15 protein-coding genes are annotated in these 13,919 nt (G+C 70.0%); 8 read left to right on the top strand and 7 right to left on the bottom strand.

The features are described from left to right. Positions 1-7: 7 nt before the first annotated feature. A complete protein-coding gene (locus DAA40_RS05180; RefSeq protein WP_106848586.1) occupies positions 8-259 on the bottom strand; it encodes a hypothetical protein in 252 nt (83 codons plus the stop codon). A gap of 82 nt (positions 260-341) precedes the next feature. Between DAA40_RS05180 and DAA40_RS05175 the strand changes: the two genes are divergently transcribed. Continuing rightward, positions 342-785 (top strand): Lrp/AsnC family transcriptional regulator, encoded by a 444-nt coding sequence (locus DAA40_RS05175; RefSeq protein WP_106848585.1) that lies wholly within the window; start codon positions 342-344, stop codon positions 783-785. A gap of 16 nt (positions 786-801) precedes the next feature. Then, on the top strand, positions 802-1,098 hold the full coding sequence (locus DAA40_RS05170) for a DUF4229 domain-containing protein (protein WP_158716246.1): 297 nt from the start codon (positions 802-804) through the stop codon (positions 1,096-1,098). A gap of 66 nt (positions 1,099-1,164) precedes the next feature. On the opposite strand, the gene menE is transcribed toward DAA40_RS05170, so the two are convergent. From menE to DAA40_RS05155, 3 genes are read right to left on the bottom strand one after another with little or no spacing between them, the layout of a single operon-like run. Continuing rightward, positions 1,165-2,331: an o-succinylbenzoate--CoA ligase gene (gene menE, locus DAA40_RS05165; RefSeq protein WP_106848583.1), complete on the bottom strand. Its 1,167-nt coding sequence runs from the start codon at positions 2,329-2,331 to the stop codon at positions 1,165-1,167. A 3-nt stretch (positions 2,332-2,334) separates the two neighbouring features. Beyond that, the gene (locus tag DAA40_RS05160) at positions 2,335-3,276 is read right to left on the bottom strand and encodes a 1,4-dihydroxy-2-naphthoyl-CoA synthase (protein WP_106849275.1); all 942 of its coding nucleotides are present in this window, start codon (positions 3,274-3,276) and stop codon (positions 2,335-2,337) included. 32 nt (positions 3,277-3,308) lie between these two features. Continuing rightward, positions 3,309-4,154, bottom strand: coding sequence for an acyl-CoA thioesterase II (locus tag DAA40_RS05155; protein WP_106848582.1), 846 nt, complete (start codon positions 4,152-4,154; stop codon positions 3,309-3,311). A 38-nt stretch (positions 4,155-4,192) separates the two neighbouring features. Here DAA40_RS05155 and DAA40_RS05150 point away from each other — a divergent pair, with 38 nt between their 5' ends. The 4 genes from DAA40_RS05150 (at position 4,193) to DAA40_RS05135 (ending at position 8,765) form a co-directional block, all read left to right on the top strand. Next, complete coding sequence (locus DAA40_RS05150) at positions 4,193-5,155, top strand: o-succinylbenzoate synthase (RefSeq protein WP_234356246.1); 963 nt, start codon at positions 4,193-4,195, stop codon at positions 5,153-5,155. Then, positions 5,152-6,807: a 2-succinyl-5-enolpyruvyl-6-hydroxy-3-cyclohexene-1-carboxylic-acid synthase gene (gene menD, locus DAA40_RS05145; protein ID WP_106848581.1), complete on the top strand. Its 1,656-nt coding sequence runs from the start codon at positions 5,152-5,154 to the stop codon at positions 6,805-6,807. The genes DAA40_RS05150 and menD overlap by 4 nt, the downstream gene beginning before the upstream one ends. Positions 6,808-6,921: 114 nt before the next feature. Then, complete coding sequence (locus tag DAA40_RS05140) at positions 6,922-8,127, top strand: DUF222 domain-containing protein (protein ID WP_106848580.1); 1,206 nt, start codon at positions 6,922-6,924, stop codon at positions 8,125-8,127. After that, complete coding sequence (locus tag DAA40_RS05135; protein WP_106848579.1) at positions 8,082-8,765, top strand: HNH endonuclease; 684 nt, start codon at positions 8,082-8,084, stop codon at positions 8,763-8,765. The genes DAA40_RS05140 and DAA40_RS05135 overlap by 46 nt, the downstream gene beginning before the upstream one ends. Positions 8,766-9,144: 379 nt before the next feature. Here DAA40_RS05135 and DAA40_RS05130 read toward each other — a convergent pair whose 3' ends face one another. Both DAA40_RS05130 and DAA40_RS05125 read right to left on the bottom strand, forming a co-directional pair. Beyond that, positions 9,145-10,134 (bottom strand): beta-ketoacyl-ACP synthase III, encoded by a 990-nt coding sequence (locus DAA40_RS05130; protein ID WP_234356245.1) that lies wholly within the window; start codon positions 10,132-10,134, stop codon positions 9,145-9,147. A 65-nt stretch (positions 10,135-10,199) separates the two neighbouring features. Beyond that, positions 10,200-11,396, bottom strand: a complete 1,197-nt coding sequence (locus DAA40_RS05125; protein ID WP_106849273.1) for an isochorismate synthase MenF — start codon at positions 11,394-11,396, stop codon at positions 10,200-10,202. Positions 11,397-11,459: 63 nt separating this feature from the next. Between DAA40_RS05125 and DAA40_RS16115 the strand changes: the two genes are divergently transcribed. Then, entirely contained in the window at positions 11,460-12,758 is a 1,299-nt protein-coding gene (locus DAA40_RS16115) for a serpin family protein (RefSeq protein WP_158716245.1), read from the top strand. A gap of 28 nt (positions 12,759-12,786) precedes the next feature. On the opposite strand, the gene DAA40_RS05115 is transcribed toward DAA40_RS16115, so the two are convergent. Then, positions 12,787-13,560, bottom strand: a complete 774-nt coding sequence (locus DAA40_RS05115) for an LLM class flavin-dependent oxidoreductase (RefSeq protein WP_106848576.1) — start codon at positions 13,558-13,560, stop codon at positions 12,787-12,789. An 11-nt stretch (positions 13,561-13,571) separates the two neighbouring features. Between DAA40_RS05115 and DAA40_RS16580 the strand changes: the two genes are divergently transcribed. Then, on the top strand, positions 13,572-13,904 hold the full coding sequence (locus DAA40_RS16580; RefSeq protein ID WP_106848575.1) for a hypothetical protein: 333 nt from the start codon (positions 13,572-13,574) through the stop codon (positions 13,902-13,904). Positions 13,905-13,919: the final 15 nt, after the last annotated feature.

Genomic DNA, 13,919 nt, shown 5'->3' with positions numbered 1-13,919 from the left:
GCGGGTTCTAGGCGGGGTGCTCGTCGTCGCGGTTCTTGCTGATCCGCTTGCCGAGCTCACGCAGGAACTCCGGGTCGTCGTCCGGCGCGGTGATTCGCGGCTTCGAGGGGCGGCGGGAGATCGGTGGGCGAGGCCGCGGGCGCACTCGACCCTGCTCGTCGCGGTCGGCGTCCTCGCGGCGGCTGACCTCGTTGTCGAGGAAGCGCCACATCACGGCGATCACCGCGATCGCGATCACTGCCGCCAGCAACGCGTACATGAGTGGCCTCCGGTCCGTCCTGGCACCACTGTAGTCCCGTCGTAGGCTGGACGGTGGCCCGATCGGACGAAGGAGACCCGCGGTGGACGAGATCGATCGCCAGATCATCGAGATCCTGCGCGGCGCCGGCCGCACCAGCTATGTCGCGCTCGCGAAGGAGGTTGGGTTGTCCTCGCCGGCCGTGCACGAACGAGTCGGCAAGCTCGAGGCTTCGGGGGTGATCACCGGCTATCATGCCGCGGTCGACCCCCGGGCGATCGGGCTGGACGTGACGGCGCTCGTGGGCGTGTTCACCCAGGGCGGTCACGACGAGGGGATCCTCGCCGAGCTGCGCAAGATGCCCGAGATCGAGGACTGCATGTACGTCGCGGGGGATGAGTCCTACTTCGTGAAGATCAAGGCCCCCGACATGCTGGCGCTCGAGCACTCGCTGCTGACCATCGGCGACCTGCCGGGGGTCACCCGCACCCGGACCACGATCGCGCTGTCGACGAAGTGGGAGGGCCGGGCAGGCGGTCAGGTCTAGTGGGATAATCAGCGGTGTGAGTGAGCAGCCCGAGAAGACCACAACCCCGCCCAAGCGACAGCCGGCGGCGTCGCTGGCAGCTGCCTACTTCGTAGCGCGCTTGGGCATCTTCCTGGCGATCCTCGGGCTGTTCTGGCTGGTGGGCTTCCGCGGGCTGCCGGGTGCGCTGGCCGCCGCCATCGTGTCCATCCCCGTGTCCTTCTTCTTGCTGACGGGTATGCGCGAGCGGGTCGCGACGCGGCTCGCCGAGCGCAAGCAGGCTCAACTGAGCGTCAAGGAGGAGTTCCGCAACGCCGGCAAGCACGCTGACTAGGTCGTGGCTGTCGATGAGCGGGTGAATCCATCGACGCGCGACGCTTGGCCGCTTCGGTAGCAGTGACTAGGTCCCGCCGGCCAGCCGCAGCGCGGCCGCGCGGTCTGGCTTGCCGATGCCGCGGTAGGGCAGGTCGGCCACCACCTGGATCTCGCGGGGGAGCTCGTGGGTCGCGAGGTCGTCTCCGAGCGCCTGGCGCAGGTCCGCCAGCTCCACGCCGATGCCGCCCGAGGTCCGCACGAGGGCGACGATCCGCTGGCCCCACTGCTGGTCCGGGACGCCGATCACGATCGCGTCGGCGATCGCCGGCAGTGCGCGCAGGGCGTGCTCGACACGCAGCGGGCTGACCTTCTTCCCGCCGGTGTTGATGACGTCGTCCGCCCGTCCGGTCACCCTCAGGCGGCCGTCGTCGACCTCGCCGAGGTCGGAGGTGGTGAACGAGCGGACGCCGTCCGGCCTGGCCGTGAAGGGGTCGGGGTCCACCCGGTCGCGGTAGCCCAGCGCCACCATCGGGCCGGCCAGCCGGACCACGCCGTCCCCGGTGATGTCGATGGCGACGCCGTCAAGAGGCGCGCCGTCGTACACGCATCCACCGCCGGTCTCGCTCGAGCCGTACGTCGTGACCACCTTCGCGCCGGCCTCCTGGGCCCGCGCGAGCAGGCCGGGGTCGGCCGCCGCGCCGCCCAGCAGGATCGCATCGAACCGGCGCAACGTGGGGTGGGCGGAGTCCGCGTCGAGCAGTCGCTGCAGCTGAGCCGGGACCAGGGATACATAGCGGCGCTCCCCGGAGAGGCGCTGCGCGGCGGCGGTGAAGTCATCGGCGAAGCCCGCACCTCCCGCCGGGCAGACGACCGGAGTGCTGCGCGCGACTACGGAGCGCAGCGCCACCTGGATGCCGGCGATGTGGTGGATCCCCAGGCACAGCAACCACTGGCCGGGGCCGCCGATCCGGGCGTGCATCGACTTGATCGAGGCGAGCAGAGTCCGGCGGGAGTGCAGCACCAGCTTCGGCGCGCCGGTCGACCCGGTGGTCGCGACGGCGAGGACGGCGTCTCGCGCGTACTCCGGCAGCGGCTCCCGTGGTCGGGCGGCCGCGGTGACCCGCTCGCCCTCAGCGTCGTCCGGGACTGGCAGCAGACAGTCCGACGGAGCGTGCAGGACGGCGGCGAGTGCGGCGATCTGCTCGGACGTCGGCGGCGCAGACACCGGCAGGGGCGTGATCCGGCGCGGCATCCCTTAGAAGTGGTACGGGAAGGGCGACCAGTCGGGATCGCGCTTCTGCAGGAAGGAGTCCCGGCCCTCGGCGGCCTCGTCGGTCATGTATCCGAGGCGGGTCGCCTCTCCGGCGAACACCTGCTGGCCCATCAGCCCGTCGTCGATCATGTTGAAGGCGAACTTCAGCATCCGCTGGGCGGTCGGCGACTTGCGGGTGATCTCCCGGCCCCACTGCAGCGCGACCTTCTCGAGCTCGGCATGCGGCACGACCTTGTTGACCGCGCCCATGCGGTGCATCTGCTCGGCGGAGTACTCCGCGCCGAGGAAGAAGATCTCGCGAGCGAACTTCTGCCCGACCTGGCGAGCGAGATAGGCCGAGCCGTAACCGGCGTCGAACGAGGCGACGTCGGCATCGGTCTGCTTGAACTTCCCGTGCTCGGCGGAGGCGAGGGTCAGGTCGCAGACCGCGTGCAGCGAGTGGCCGCCGCCGGCCGCCCAGCCGTTGACGACGCAGATGACGACCTTGGGCATCGTGCGGATCAGCCGCTGCACCTCGAGGATGTGAAGCCGGCCGGCCCGGCCCGGGTCGATCGTCTCGGCCTGCTCGCCCTCGGCGTACTTGTAGCCGTCCTTGCCGCGGATCCGCTGATCGCCGCCGGAGCAGAAGGCCCACCCGCCGTCCCTGGGCGACGGGCCGTTGCCGGTCAGCAGGACAGCTCCGACGTCGGTGGACATACGGGCGTGATCGAGCGCGCGGTAGAGCTCGTCGACCGTGCCGGGACGGAACGCATTGCGGACCTCCGGCCGATTGAACGCGATCCGGACGACGCCGCGAGAACCGGCCTCCTGGTCGCCGGTGCTGCGGTGGTAGGTGATGTCCTGGAAGTCGAAGCCCTCGACCTCCTGCCAGCTCGACGGGTCGAAGATCTCGGAGATGCCGCTCGCGGCCGCGTTGTCAGTCACGATTTCGGAGTCTAGTAAGAACGCCCCGCCGGTCACTGCCGCCGGTACCGGAACAGCGACTCCTGCGCGGTGCTGGCGATCAGCCGCCCGGCCTGGTCGAAGATGCCGCCGGTGAACAGCCCCCGCCCCGCGCCGGTGCACCGCGGCTCCAGCTCGACCAGATGCCACTGGGTCATGTCAGGTATCTGGTGCAGCCAGACCGAGTGATCGATGCTCGATAGATACCCGACGTCCTTGCCCTGGATCTCGGCCAGACCGGAGCTGGTGTCGGACAGGTAGGCGAGCGAGGCCAGGTGCAGGACCGGATCGTCGCCGAGATCGGCGGTGAACCGCGCCGCGAACTTTCGTGGCAGCCGCTGGCCGAGCTCGAAGGGCACCAGCGCCCGCATCTGCATCGACTGCAGCCGCCCGGACGGAAACTCGTGCAGCCGCTCGACGTCCCAGCCGGGGGACTCGGCCGTCTGGTGATCTGGCCCGTCGGACTGCCTCGCGAACGACATCGTGCACGAGAAGACCACCTTGCCGTCCTGCTTGGCCACCACCCGTCGGGACGCGAACGACCGGCCGTCGAAGTCGCGGGAGACATGCAGTAGCACCGGCTCCTGCGCCGCACCGCCGCGCAGGAAGTACCCGTGCAGGGAGTGCGGCAGCCGGTCGTCGTCCACGGTGCGGCAGGCCGCGATCAGGCACTGGGCCACCACCTGGCCGCCGTAGAGCGGCTTCGGGTCGTCGACGACGTAGTTGGCGCGATAGCAATCGGGGTCGATGCGCTCGAGAGTGAATGCCTCGAGCAGGTCATTCAGGTCGACCGTGGGATCCCAGGCCGCTGCCGGGTTGGGCTCGGTCGAGCTCACGGCGTCCTCCTTCGGTTGGTCCATCGATCCTCCCCGACGATCCCGCCACCTAGACTGGCGGGATGCTCCCCGACCCGGCCGGCATGGTGGTCTACGCCATCCCGATGCGCACCCGCTTCCGTGGGATCACCGTCCGCGAAGGGGCGCTGTGGCAGGGCGAGGCCGGTTGGGTGGAGTGCTCGCCATTTCTGGATTACGACGCGCGGCAGTCCGCGCCGTGGCTGCGTTCGGCGCTGGCCGCTGCGGCCGAGCCCTTCCCGGAGCCGGTACGGGGGTCGATTCCGGTGAACTGCACGGTGCCCGCCGTCGGACCTGCGCGGGCGGCCGAGATCGTGGCGGCGTCCGGCGGGTGCCGGACGGCGAAGGTGAAGGTCGCCGAGCCCGGTCAGTCGCTGCGCGAGGACTGCGACCGCGTGGCCGCCGTCCGCGATGCCCTCGGTCCCGATGGACGGGTGCGCATCGACGCGAACGCCGGGTGGGATGTCGACACCGCGGTCGATGCGATCGGCGCGATCGACGCCGCGGCGGGCGGGCTGGAGTACGTCGAACAGCCGTGCGCGTCGGTCGACGACCTCGCCTCGGTGCGGCGCCGGGTGTCGGTGCCGATCGCCGCGGACGAGTCGATCCGCCGGGCCGAGGACCCACTGCTGGTGCAGCAAAGGCAGGCCGCGGACGTCGCCGTCGTCAAGGTGCAGCCGCTGGGCGGCGTCCGCGCGACCCTCCAGCTGGCCGAGCGGCTGACACTGCCGTTGGTCGTATCGTCGGCGCTGGAGACATCCGTCGGGCTGGCGATGTCGGTCGCGGTGGCGGCAGCACTGCCCGAGCTGCCGTACGCCTGCGGGATCAACACCGTGCGGCTGCTGACCGAGGACGCGTGCGCGGACCCGCTCGTCGCGACCGACGGCGCGATCGCCGTGCCGTGGGGCCGTCCCGTGCCCGACCGGATAGCTCGGATTACGGCGGACGAGGAGACGCGGGCCCGCTGGATTGCCCGCCTGCAGGCGATCGAGGCGGTCCTGACGTGAGCGCGGTGGGCCTGGCCAGGGCGACTATCCGCACCCTGCTGCTCGCCGGCGTGCGCGAGTTCGTGCTCTGCCCGGGATCGCGGAACACCCCGCTGTCGCTCGAGCTGGCCGAGGCCGAGAGCCGGGGACTGCTACGGCTGCACGTCCGGATCGACGAGCGGACGGCGGCGTTCCTCGCGCTGGGGCTCGCCAAGGGCAGCGGCGTCCCTGCCGCGGTCGTGTCGACGTCCGGCACGGCGGTCGCCAACTTTCACCCTGCGGTGGTCGAAGCCTCGATGTCCCACACGCCGATCGCCGTGGTCACGGCAAACCGGCCGTTGTCAATGCTCGGCACGGGAGCGAACCAGACCATTCCGCAGGTGGGGATCTTCGGTGACGCGACCCGCGCGACGGTGCACGTCGCCGACGAGCGCCCCGACACCTGGCAGGGGGCGTTGCACAAGGCGGTGTATGCGATGGGCGGCTCGCCGGTAGGCCAGGGACCCGTGCAGATCGACCTCGGCTTCAGCCCGCCGCTCGTGCCCACCGACCCGGACTTCATCACTCCGGTCCAGCGGGACGAGCCGCACCTGGGGATCGTCGCCGAGGCTCCGATCGCACTTGTCGCCCTCCCACCACGCTCGCTGGTGGTCGTGGCCGAGTGCGCCGCAGAGCTCGCTGAATCCGCAGTGCGGACTGCCGTCAGTGCGGGATTCCCCGTACACATCGAAGCCGGCACCTCGTTGACGGCGGCCAATGAGGCCTGTCTGCGCGCCGGCGCCTTCCTGCTGAGGTCCGACCTGATCCGCGAATGGCGCCCCGAGCATCTGCTCGTGGTCGGGCGGCCAACGCTCAGCAGGCCGATCCCGGCGCTGGTGCAGTCCGGCGACCTCGAGGTCACCATCGTCAGCGATGACCCGAGCATAACCAACCCGATGCAGACCGGGCTCCCGCCGGCCCGGGCGTCGAAAGTCGAGATCACCGGTCTGGTGGACGCCGATTTCGCGCGAGCCTGGGAGCGTGCCGATATCGCCGCCGCCGAGGTGATCGACGCGCAGACGCGGGAGGTCTTCGACGCCGGAGCCGCCGTCGCCGTGGTCGCCGAGTCACGACCTGACGTGCTCGTCGTCGCGTCGTCCAACCCGGTGCGAGACCTCGACGAGCGCGCCGTCCGCAGATCGCAACGGGTGGTCGCGAACCGTGGCGCAGCCGGGATCGACGGCCTGGTGTCGACCGCCGTCGGCGTGGCGCTGGCGGTTGCACCGGCACGGACGACCGCACTGCTGGGGGACCTCGCCTTCCTGCACGACGCCAACGGGCTGGTAATCGGCCCTTCAGAGCCTCGCCCGGATCTCACCGTCGTCGTCGTGAACAACGACGGCGGCGCGATCTTCGCCAGTCTCGAGCAGGGGGCGCCAGAGTACGCAGAGCACTTCGAGCGGGTCTTCGGAACTCCTCATGGCGCCGATCTCGAGGCGCTCTGTGCGGCTACATCGACGCCATACCAGCGATGCGGTGACGCTGGGGCGCTAGCCGATGCCCTCGCTGCGGCCGCGGACGGAATCCGGGTGATCGAGGTTCCGGTGTCGCGCGAGCAAGAGAGAGAGCGTCGACAGGACCTCGCTCGCCGTGTCCTCGCGGCCGTCGAGACCAGCCTCGCGACCGAGTCTTGATCCAGATCGCATTGCAGGACGGCCACGCGCCGGTCGTGACTTTCTAGATATTTCTGGAATCCGACCGCTGCTGAAGCGAAGATCGTGTCAGACCCGTTCCGTAGTGTGCATGGCATGGAAGATCCGACGAACCCTCGAAGCGCCGCTAGCTTCACGGTGGAGTGGACCCAGTCGGATCTGCCGTTGTTCCACACGGGTCTGGACCTGGACGACATCCCCCAGGTCGCGGACCGAGACGGTGCCGGTCACGATGGCGACGGCCCGGGCTGCGCTCCTGCAGGGATCGCAGGATCGTTCGAGATCCTGGCCCGCCGCCTTGAGCAGCTGCGCGCCGACGTACTGGATCCGGACCAGGTCGGCGATGGCGATCCACGATCGGGATTCGCTGCCGCGGTGGCGGCCGTGGACGCGTTGGATCGTCTCTCGTCGATGGCGGCTGCGCTGGCGGATGAGGCGATCACCGCGGCGTATGCCCGTAGCGATGAGCATCTGGTCGATCCGGACGCGGTCCCGGGCGCACCGCGTCCGCATCTGGATCGCGATGGACGGTTGACCGACAGTGGTGATTGCTGGTTCGACCGGTTCGCTTTGACCGCTCTCGGGATCGGCCCGGCACTGCGGATCGGCTCTGAGCGGGCGAAGAGCCGGGTGTGGGATGCGCGGCAGATCGCGCGCCTCGCGCCGCACGTGCACGCCCGCAGACTCGCCGGCGACTGGGGGCCGTGGCATGGTCACGTGTTCGTCGACCTGCTCACGCACCTCGACGATGCACAGATCACGGCGGCGGACGCCGCGATCGCCAGCGTGCCGGGGTGGATCAGTGTCCGCGTGCTGCGGGCTCGGATCGAGCGTTGGCTGCGGGCGAAGGGCCTGCCCCGAACGGGGGCGCAGGAGCAGGCCGAGGCCGAGGGGCACGAGGCGCGACGTGTCGTGCTCGGCGAGACGGACCTGTTCGGGATGGCGACCCTGAGCGGTTATCTTCCGGCGCTGGCCGCCGCGGGGATTGATCGGCTGCTGAGCGACCTGGCCGGCACCGCGCCGGAGGGAGATCCGCGGAGCCTCGCGCAGCGGCGGGCTGATGCTTTCCTGGCGGGCTTCACCGGACCGGCGGCCCTGAATCCCGCGCTAGCCGAGCAGCTCGGCTACGCGCCCGCTGAGGTAGCCGACCCGCGGTATGCCGGTACTGCAGCGGATCCGGCTCAGCAGGCCGTGGCGCAGGAGGCGTGGCAGACGCTGCGGCTGATCGGCGCCAGTCTGGGATCACCTTCGCCAAGATGCCGGAGGTGGAGATCAACGTGCACGTCTCGGCGACCACGATGATGGACCTCGCTGCGGCGCGTGACGGCAAGCACGCCACCGGGAACGGCGGCATCCAGCCGCACGCGCGGCATCAGGACCCCGACGCCTGGAACCACCCGCCCGACTGGCATCCACCCGACGCGCCGCCCGGGGACGGACCGTGCGACGAGCCGCCGAGTGATGACCCGGCGTGCCCGCCGGGCTTCGATCCGGATTATGTGCGCCGGTACCGACACGAGCGTCCAGAGAGCTTCACGCCGTGGATCGAGGGCTACGGCCCGATCACGAGTGAGTATCTGTCAGTGCTGATGGGGGATGCGGTACTGCGGCGGGTGCTTACCGATCCGTGCACCGGGGCGCCGGTCGATCTCGGGCCGCGGATCTACAGCCCGACCGCGGCGATGCGCCGCCGCGTCCAGCTGCGCGATGGGACCTGCCGGTTCCCCGACTGCGGACGCTCCGCCAAGCGAGCCGACCTCGACCACGTCCAGGAGCACCGCGCGGATGGTTCTGGCGGGCACACCGCCGACTGGAATCTGATCGCGCTCTGCCCCCATCACCACCGGGCGAAGCACCAGACCCCTTGGAGTCCGGTGCTGCACGAGGACGGCGCGATCACCTGGCGCAACACCCTGATCGGGCTCACGATCACTGACTAGCGCACTGCGTCTCGGTGTTGGTCGCTGGCGCTCCCTCGCTCGACGACCGTTGGGGGATTGCCGGCGCACTGCGTCTCGGCGTCGGTCGCTGGCGCTCCCTCGCTCGACGACCGTTGGGGGATTGCCGGCGCACTGCGTCTGGGTGTTGGTCGCTGGCGCTCCCTTGCTCGACGACCGTTGGGGGATTGCCGGCGCACTGCGTCTGGGTGTTGGTCGCTGGCGCTCCCTCGCTCGACGACCGTTCGGGGATTACCGGCGCACGGCGTCTGGGTGTTGGTCGCTGGCGCTCCCTCGCTCGACGACCGTTGGGGGATTGCCGGCGCACTGCGTCTCGGCGTCGGTCGCTGGCGCTCCCTCGCTCGACGACCGTTGGGTGAGGCTAGGGGGCCTTGACGATCTGGCCGGCGTACGACAGGCCACCACCGAAGGCGAACATCAGGATCGGGGTACCGGCCGGCACGTTCTCCTTCTCCAGCAGCTTCGACAGCGCGAGGGGGACGGATGCGGCGGAGGTGTTCCCGGACTCGACGACGTCGGTGGCGACGATGGCGTTCTCGGCTCCGATCTTGCGGGCCAGCGGCTCGATGATCCGCAGGTTCGCCTGGTGCAGCACGATGACGCCGACGTCCTTCGGATCCACCTCGGCGCGCGTCATGATCTCCTTGGCGATCTTCGGCAGCTCGACAGTGGTCCAGCGGAACACCGCCTGGCCGTTCTGCGCGAACTTGTCGTTGTTGGCCCGCTCGATCCGCACCGCGTCGCCCATCTCGGGCACCGATCCCCAGACGACGGGTGAGACCTGCTGGTCCTCGGACGCCGTGAGCACTATCGCGCCGGCGCCATCCGCGGTGAGAACGCAGGTCGAGCGGTCGTTCATGTCGGTGACGGTGGTGAGCTTGTCGACTCCGATCACGAGTGCCGTCCTGCTCGAACCCGCCGCGATCGAGTGCTGCGCGAGCGCTACGGCGTGCGTGAACCCGGAGCACGCGGTGTTGATCTCGATCGCCGCCGGCTGGTTGCTCATGCCGAGGGCGGCGGCCACCCGCGCGGCCGCGTTGGGTGAACGGTCGTAGACCGTGCACGACGCGAGGACGATGGTGTCGACGTCGTCAGCCGCGATGCCGGCCTTGCGCAGCGCATCCTGCGCTGCCTTCGTCGCCATGGTGTAGACGGTGTCGTCCCCATCGGCCCAGCGACGCTCGCGGATGCCGACCCGGCGTTGGATCCACTCGTCGCTCGTATCGACGATCGTGGCGAGCTCGTCGTTCGTCACCACCCGCGGGGGCTGGTAGTGCCCGACGGATAGGACTCGGCTGCCGATCACGCGAACCTCCGGCGCTGGGGTGCGCCCCGGCGGACGCACGGTCATCCCCGAGATTCTAGAGGCAGCCGGCCACCTGCTCTTTGTCACTACGTCCTAATAGTTATGCATCGTCAGTGGGCGCGTAGGGCCTCGCGCATCACGAGCAGCTTGTTGTCGGTTTCCGCCAGCTCGGTATCGGCGTCCGAGCCGGCCACGATGCCGCACCCGGCGTACAGCCGCATCGTTCGGGCGTCGGTGAGCTGCCCGCCGCGCAGCGCGATGCCCAGCTCGCCATTGCCGTGCGTGTCGACCCAGCCGACCGGCCCGGCGTACCGGCCGCGGCTGGCGCCCTCGACCTCGGCAATGACCCGGCACGCGATGTCGGTCGGCGTACCCCCGACGGCGGCGGTGGGGTGCATCGCCGCGGCGACGTCGCAGGCCGTGGTCCCCTCGGCGACGTCGCCGCGGATCTCGGTCGCGAGGTGGCTGACATTGGGCAGGGTGAGGATCTTCGGCTCGCCGGGCATGTCCAGGCGGATCGTGACCTTCTCCAATGACGCGGCGGCCGAGGCCGCGGCGTACGCGTGCTCCTCGAGGTTCTTGGCTGAGCGCAGCCGCTGCACCGCGCCCTCGCCCCACTCGGTGCCGGCCAGCACACGGGAGTAGACGTGCCCGTCGGTGAGCCGCAGAAGCAGCTCCGGGGTGGCTCCAATGAGCCCGCCGACGCTATACGTCCAGCACGAGTCGTACGCCGCGGTCAGCCGCTGCAGCAGCCACCGGGGGTCGATCTCTCGCTCGGCATGCACGTCGACGGCGCGGGCGATGACCGCCTTGTCGACGTCGCCCCGGCCGATCCGGGCGACGACGTCGTCGACCTGGCTCCGCCAGCGCGCCCGATCCTCCTCGGTATCGTGGTAGCCGATGGCGCCCGGCCCGGCGACCGTCACGGGTGTGGGGATCGACGGGGCGTCGCCGAGGTAGGTCATCCAGGTGCCGAACTCATCCCGCCCGATCACCGCGCTGGGAATGACGAACACCGACTCGTCCTGCTGCGGATCGAACGCTCCGCTGACGAAGGCGATCGGGCCGCTACCGGGTCGGCGCACGTCGTCCTCGACCCGCACCCGGGCCACCTGCTCGGCGAACCACTCGGCACCGGTCCGCATCGCGTCGGCGCCCGTGAACCCCGCGCGGGCGATCTCGCCCCACGCGATCAGGCCGCGTCCGTGGCGCAGCCAGGCGTGAACCTGAGGCGAGGGGGAACGTTGTGCGAGGTCCGCGAGGTCGGACACGTGCTGAGAGCGCACCACGCTCGCGGATCGGGACATGAGCCCCAGATTAGAAGATCGTCGATCCCCCGTGGGCGGACGACGAGTGAAAGGAGCGCCACAATGCGCATGTACTCCAGACGCGCCGCGCTCGGTCTCGGCGGTGCCGTCCTGCTGGCCGCGCTCGCCGCATGCGGCGAGGACAGCTCGTCCCCGCCGTCATCTCGCGGTGGACAGGACGCCGACCCGGACGGCCCAGAGGTGCAGCTCGCCGCCGATGACCCCAACGCCGCCGGCTACCAGGCCGCGGCCGCCGGGTTCGGCCTGCGCATGCTGGCCGCCGCTCTGGAGGAAGGCAAGCCGAACGCGGTCGTGTCTCCGTTGTCGATCAGCCAGTGCCTCGCGCTGGTCGCTCAGGGGGCAGCCGATCAAACCCTCGATGAGATGGCCGCCATGCTCGGATCCGGCTCCGCCGAGGAGCTCCGCTCCGGCGCCAACGCCGACATCACGGCCATCGCGGCGCTGAAGCAGGCCACGTTCGAGATGGCCAACACCTCCTTCACCGACGAGTCCTTTGAGGTCCACGACGAGTACGCCGCGACGGTGAAGCAGTACTTCGGGGTGGCGCCGCACACCGCCGACTTCACCGATCCCGAGACAGCCCGCACGCAGATCAACGGATGGGTCGCAGAGCGCACCCACGACAAGATCCCCGAGCTCATCGGGCAGGGCCAGATCACCACTGACACCCGCTCGGTGCTGGTCAATGCCCTGTACATGAAGGCGCGGTGGAGCGAGCAGTTCGACCCCGACGACACGACGACTGGCGACTTCACCACAGAGGACGGGCAGACGATCGACGCGAAGCTCATGCACAGCCGGCGCAACGTCTCCGTCGCGCAAGAGCCTGATGGGTCGATCATCTTCGCCCTGCCGTACGAGGACGAGAGCCTCCAGGCGGTGTTCGTGCTCCCGCCGGAAGGCGCGCCACTGGCGGACGTCATCGACGCGCTCGCGAGCCAGCCGGCGGGGACGCCGATGCTGCCGGAGGCCGCCGCGATGACGGACGCCGAGCTGACCGTACCCAGGTTCGAGATGCGACTGCCGATCGACCTCAAGCCCGCGCTGCAGTCCGCAGGGATGCTGCGGGCATTCGAGCCGGAGCAGGCCGACTTCAGCGCGCTGTCCGATCAGCCCACCTACCTCGGCTTCGTGCAGCACGAGGCATGGCTGAAGGTGGGCGAGAAGGGCACTGAGGGCGCGGCCGCGACAGCCGCGGGAGGAGAGGCGGGGGCGGCTCCCGGGCCATCGGACGAACCGCTGGAGATCCGGCTGGACCGGCCGTTCCTGTTCGCCGTCCAGGAGAAGACCACCGGAGCGCTCGCCTTCCTCGCCGCCGTGCTCGACCCAGCGAAGAGCTGAGCCAAGGCCCGCCGGCCCGCGGATGCGATCAGCCCGCCTCGACCTTCGGCATGATCTCCTCCTTGAGCCGCTTCAGGTCGTCGAGGGTCTTGCTGACCGGGACGTCGGCGAACGGTGGCCACAGCATCGGCATCGTGAGCCCCGCCTCCTGGTAGCGCTTGAGCATGTCGGTGATCTGCTGCGCGGTCCCCACCAGCAGGTTGCTCGCCTTGCCGTTGTCGGTCTGGTCGACCTCCTCGTCGGTGATCGTGAACCAGATCATGCTGCTGATCTCGAGGTCGTCCATCGACCGGGGGCTGTCGAGCTGGTCGAGCTCGCCCTGGATCGCGGCGCGCCATTGCTGTAGCTCAGCCGGCGTGTCCTGAATGCCGATCCAGCCTGACAGGTTGTACTTCGCGATCCGGCTCGCAGACCGCTTCGGGTCCTTCAGCCCGCTGAAGAAGATCGGCGGGTGCGGTTTCTGCACGGGCTTGGCGCCGAATCCGCACGGCTCGAAGTCGGCGAACTCGCCGTGGTACTCGAACAGGTCGTTGGTCCAGATGCCCTGCATGATCTCGAGGGTCTCCCGCACGTGCGCGTGGCGCCGCCGGAAGGTGTTCGCCGCGCTCGCCGCCTCGAACTCCTCCGGCATCCATCCCGCACCGACCCCGACGTTCAGCCGTCCGCCGCACAGGTGGTCGGTGGTGGCGAGCTCCGCGGCCAGCACCGCCGGCGCGCGATAGGGCGTGTCGGTGATGCTCATGCCGATCCGGACCTTCGAGGTCTTTGCCGCCAGCCAGGGGATCAGTGGCCAGCCCTGCAGCCACTCACCGCGTGAGGAGTGAGCTCATTGGCGTCCCGGTCGACCGGGTCAAGCCGAAGCACTCACTGCGACTGCAGCGGGTGCGCAATCTCGAGGCTGACCCGAATGCTGCGCTGCTGGTGGAGCACTGGGAGCGCGACGACTGGTCGCGGTTGTGGTGGGTGCGCGCCGACCTGCGCTGGGAGCCCGATGTCGCACCCGACCGTGAGCAGCCGCTGGCCGCGTCGCTCGCTGCGCGATACCCGCAGTACCGCGACCACCCGTTCGAGCGGGTCCTCGTCCTCCGAGTCGTCGGGATCTCCGGATGGCAGGCCGCCGGCGACCCGGACGATCCCGGGCGCTGACGACCCAGGGACTAC

Source organism: Blastococcus sp. Marseille-P5729 (genome assembly GCF_900292035.1).
In the GTDB taxonomy this organism is placed as follows: Bacteria; Actinomycetota; Actinomycetes; order Mycobacteriales; family Antricoccaceae; genus Cumulibacter.
The sequence above is the reverse complement of the archived record's forward strand: the minus strand, read 5'-3'. Positions and strand labels throughout refer to the sequence as shown.

Bases quoted from the DNA above. Each gene is read 5' to 3' on its own strand.
- menE (WP_106848583.1), bottom strand. From the start codon at position 2,331: ATGCCGCGCCGGATCACGCCCCTGCCGGTGTCTGCGCCGCCGACGTCC.
- DAA40_RS05125 (WP_106849273.1), bottom strand. From the start codon at position 11,396: ATGTCCCGATCCGCGAGCGTGGTGCGCTCTCAGCACGTGTCCGACCTC.
- DAA40_RS05155 (WP_106848582.1), bottom strand. From the start codon at position 4,154: ATGGACCAACCGAAGGAGGACGCCGTGAGCTCGACCGAGCCCAACCCG.
- DAA40_RS16115 (WP_158716245.1), top strand. From the start codon at position 11,460: ATGCGCATGTACTCCAGACGCGCCGCGCTCGGTCTCGGCGGTGCCGTC.
- DAA40_RS05140 (WP_106848580.1), top strand. From the start codon at position 6,922: ATGGAAGATCCGACGAACCCTCGAAGCGCCGCTAGCTTCACGGTGGAG.
- DAA40_RS05130 (WP_234356245.1), bottom strand. From the start codon at position 10,134: ATGACCGTGCGTCCGCCGGGGCGCACCCCAGCGCCGGAGGTTCGCGTG.
- DAA40_RS05150 (WP_234356246.1), top strand. From the start codon at position 4,193: ATGCTCCCCGACCCGGCCGGCATGGTGGTCTACGCCATCCCGATGCGC.
- DAA40_RS05180 (WP_106848586.1), bottom strand. From the start codon at position 259: ATGTACGCGTTGCTGGCGGCAGTGATCGCGATCGCGGTGATCGCCGTG.
- DAA40_RS05135 (WP_106848579.1), top strand. From the start codon at position 8,082: ATGCCGGAGGTGGAGATCAACGTGCACGTCTCGGCGACCACGATGATG.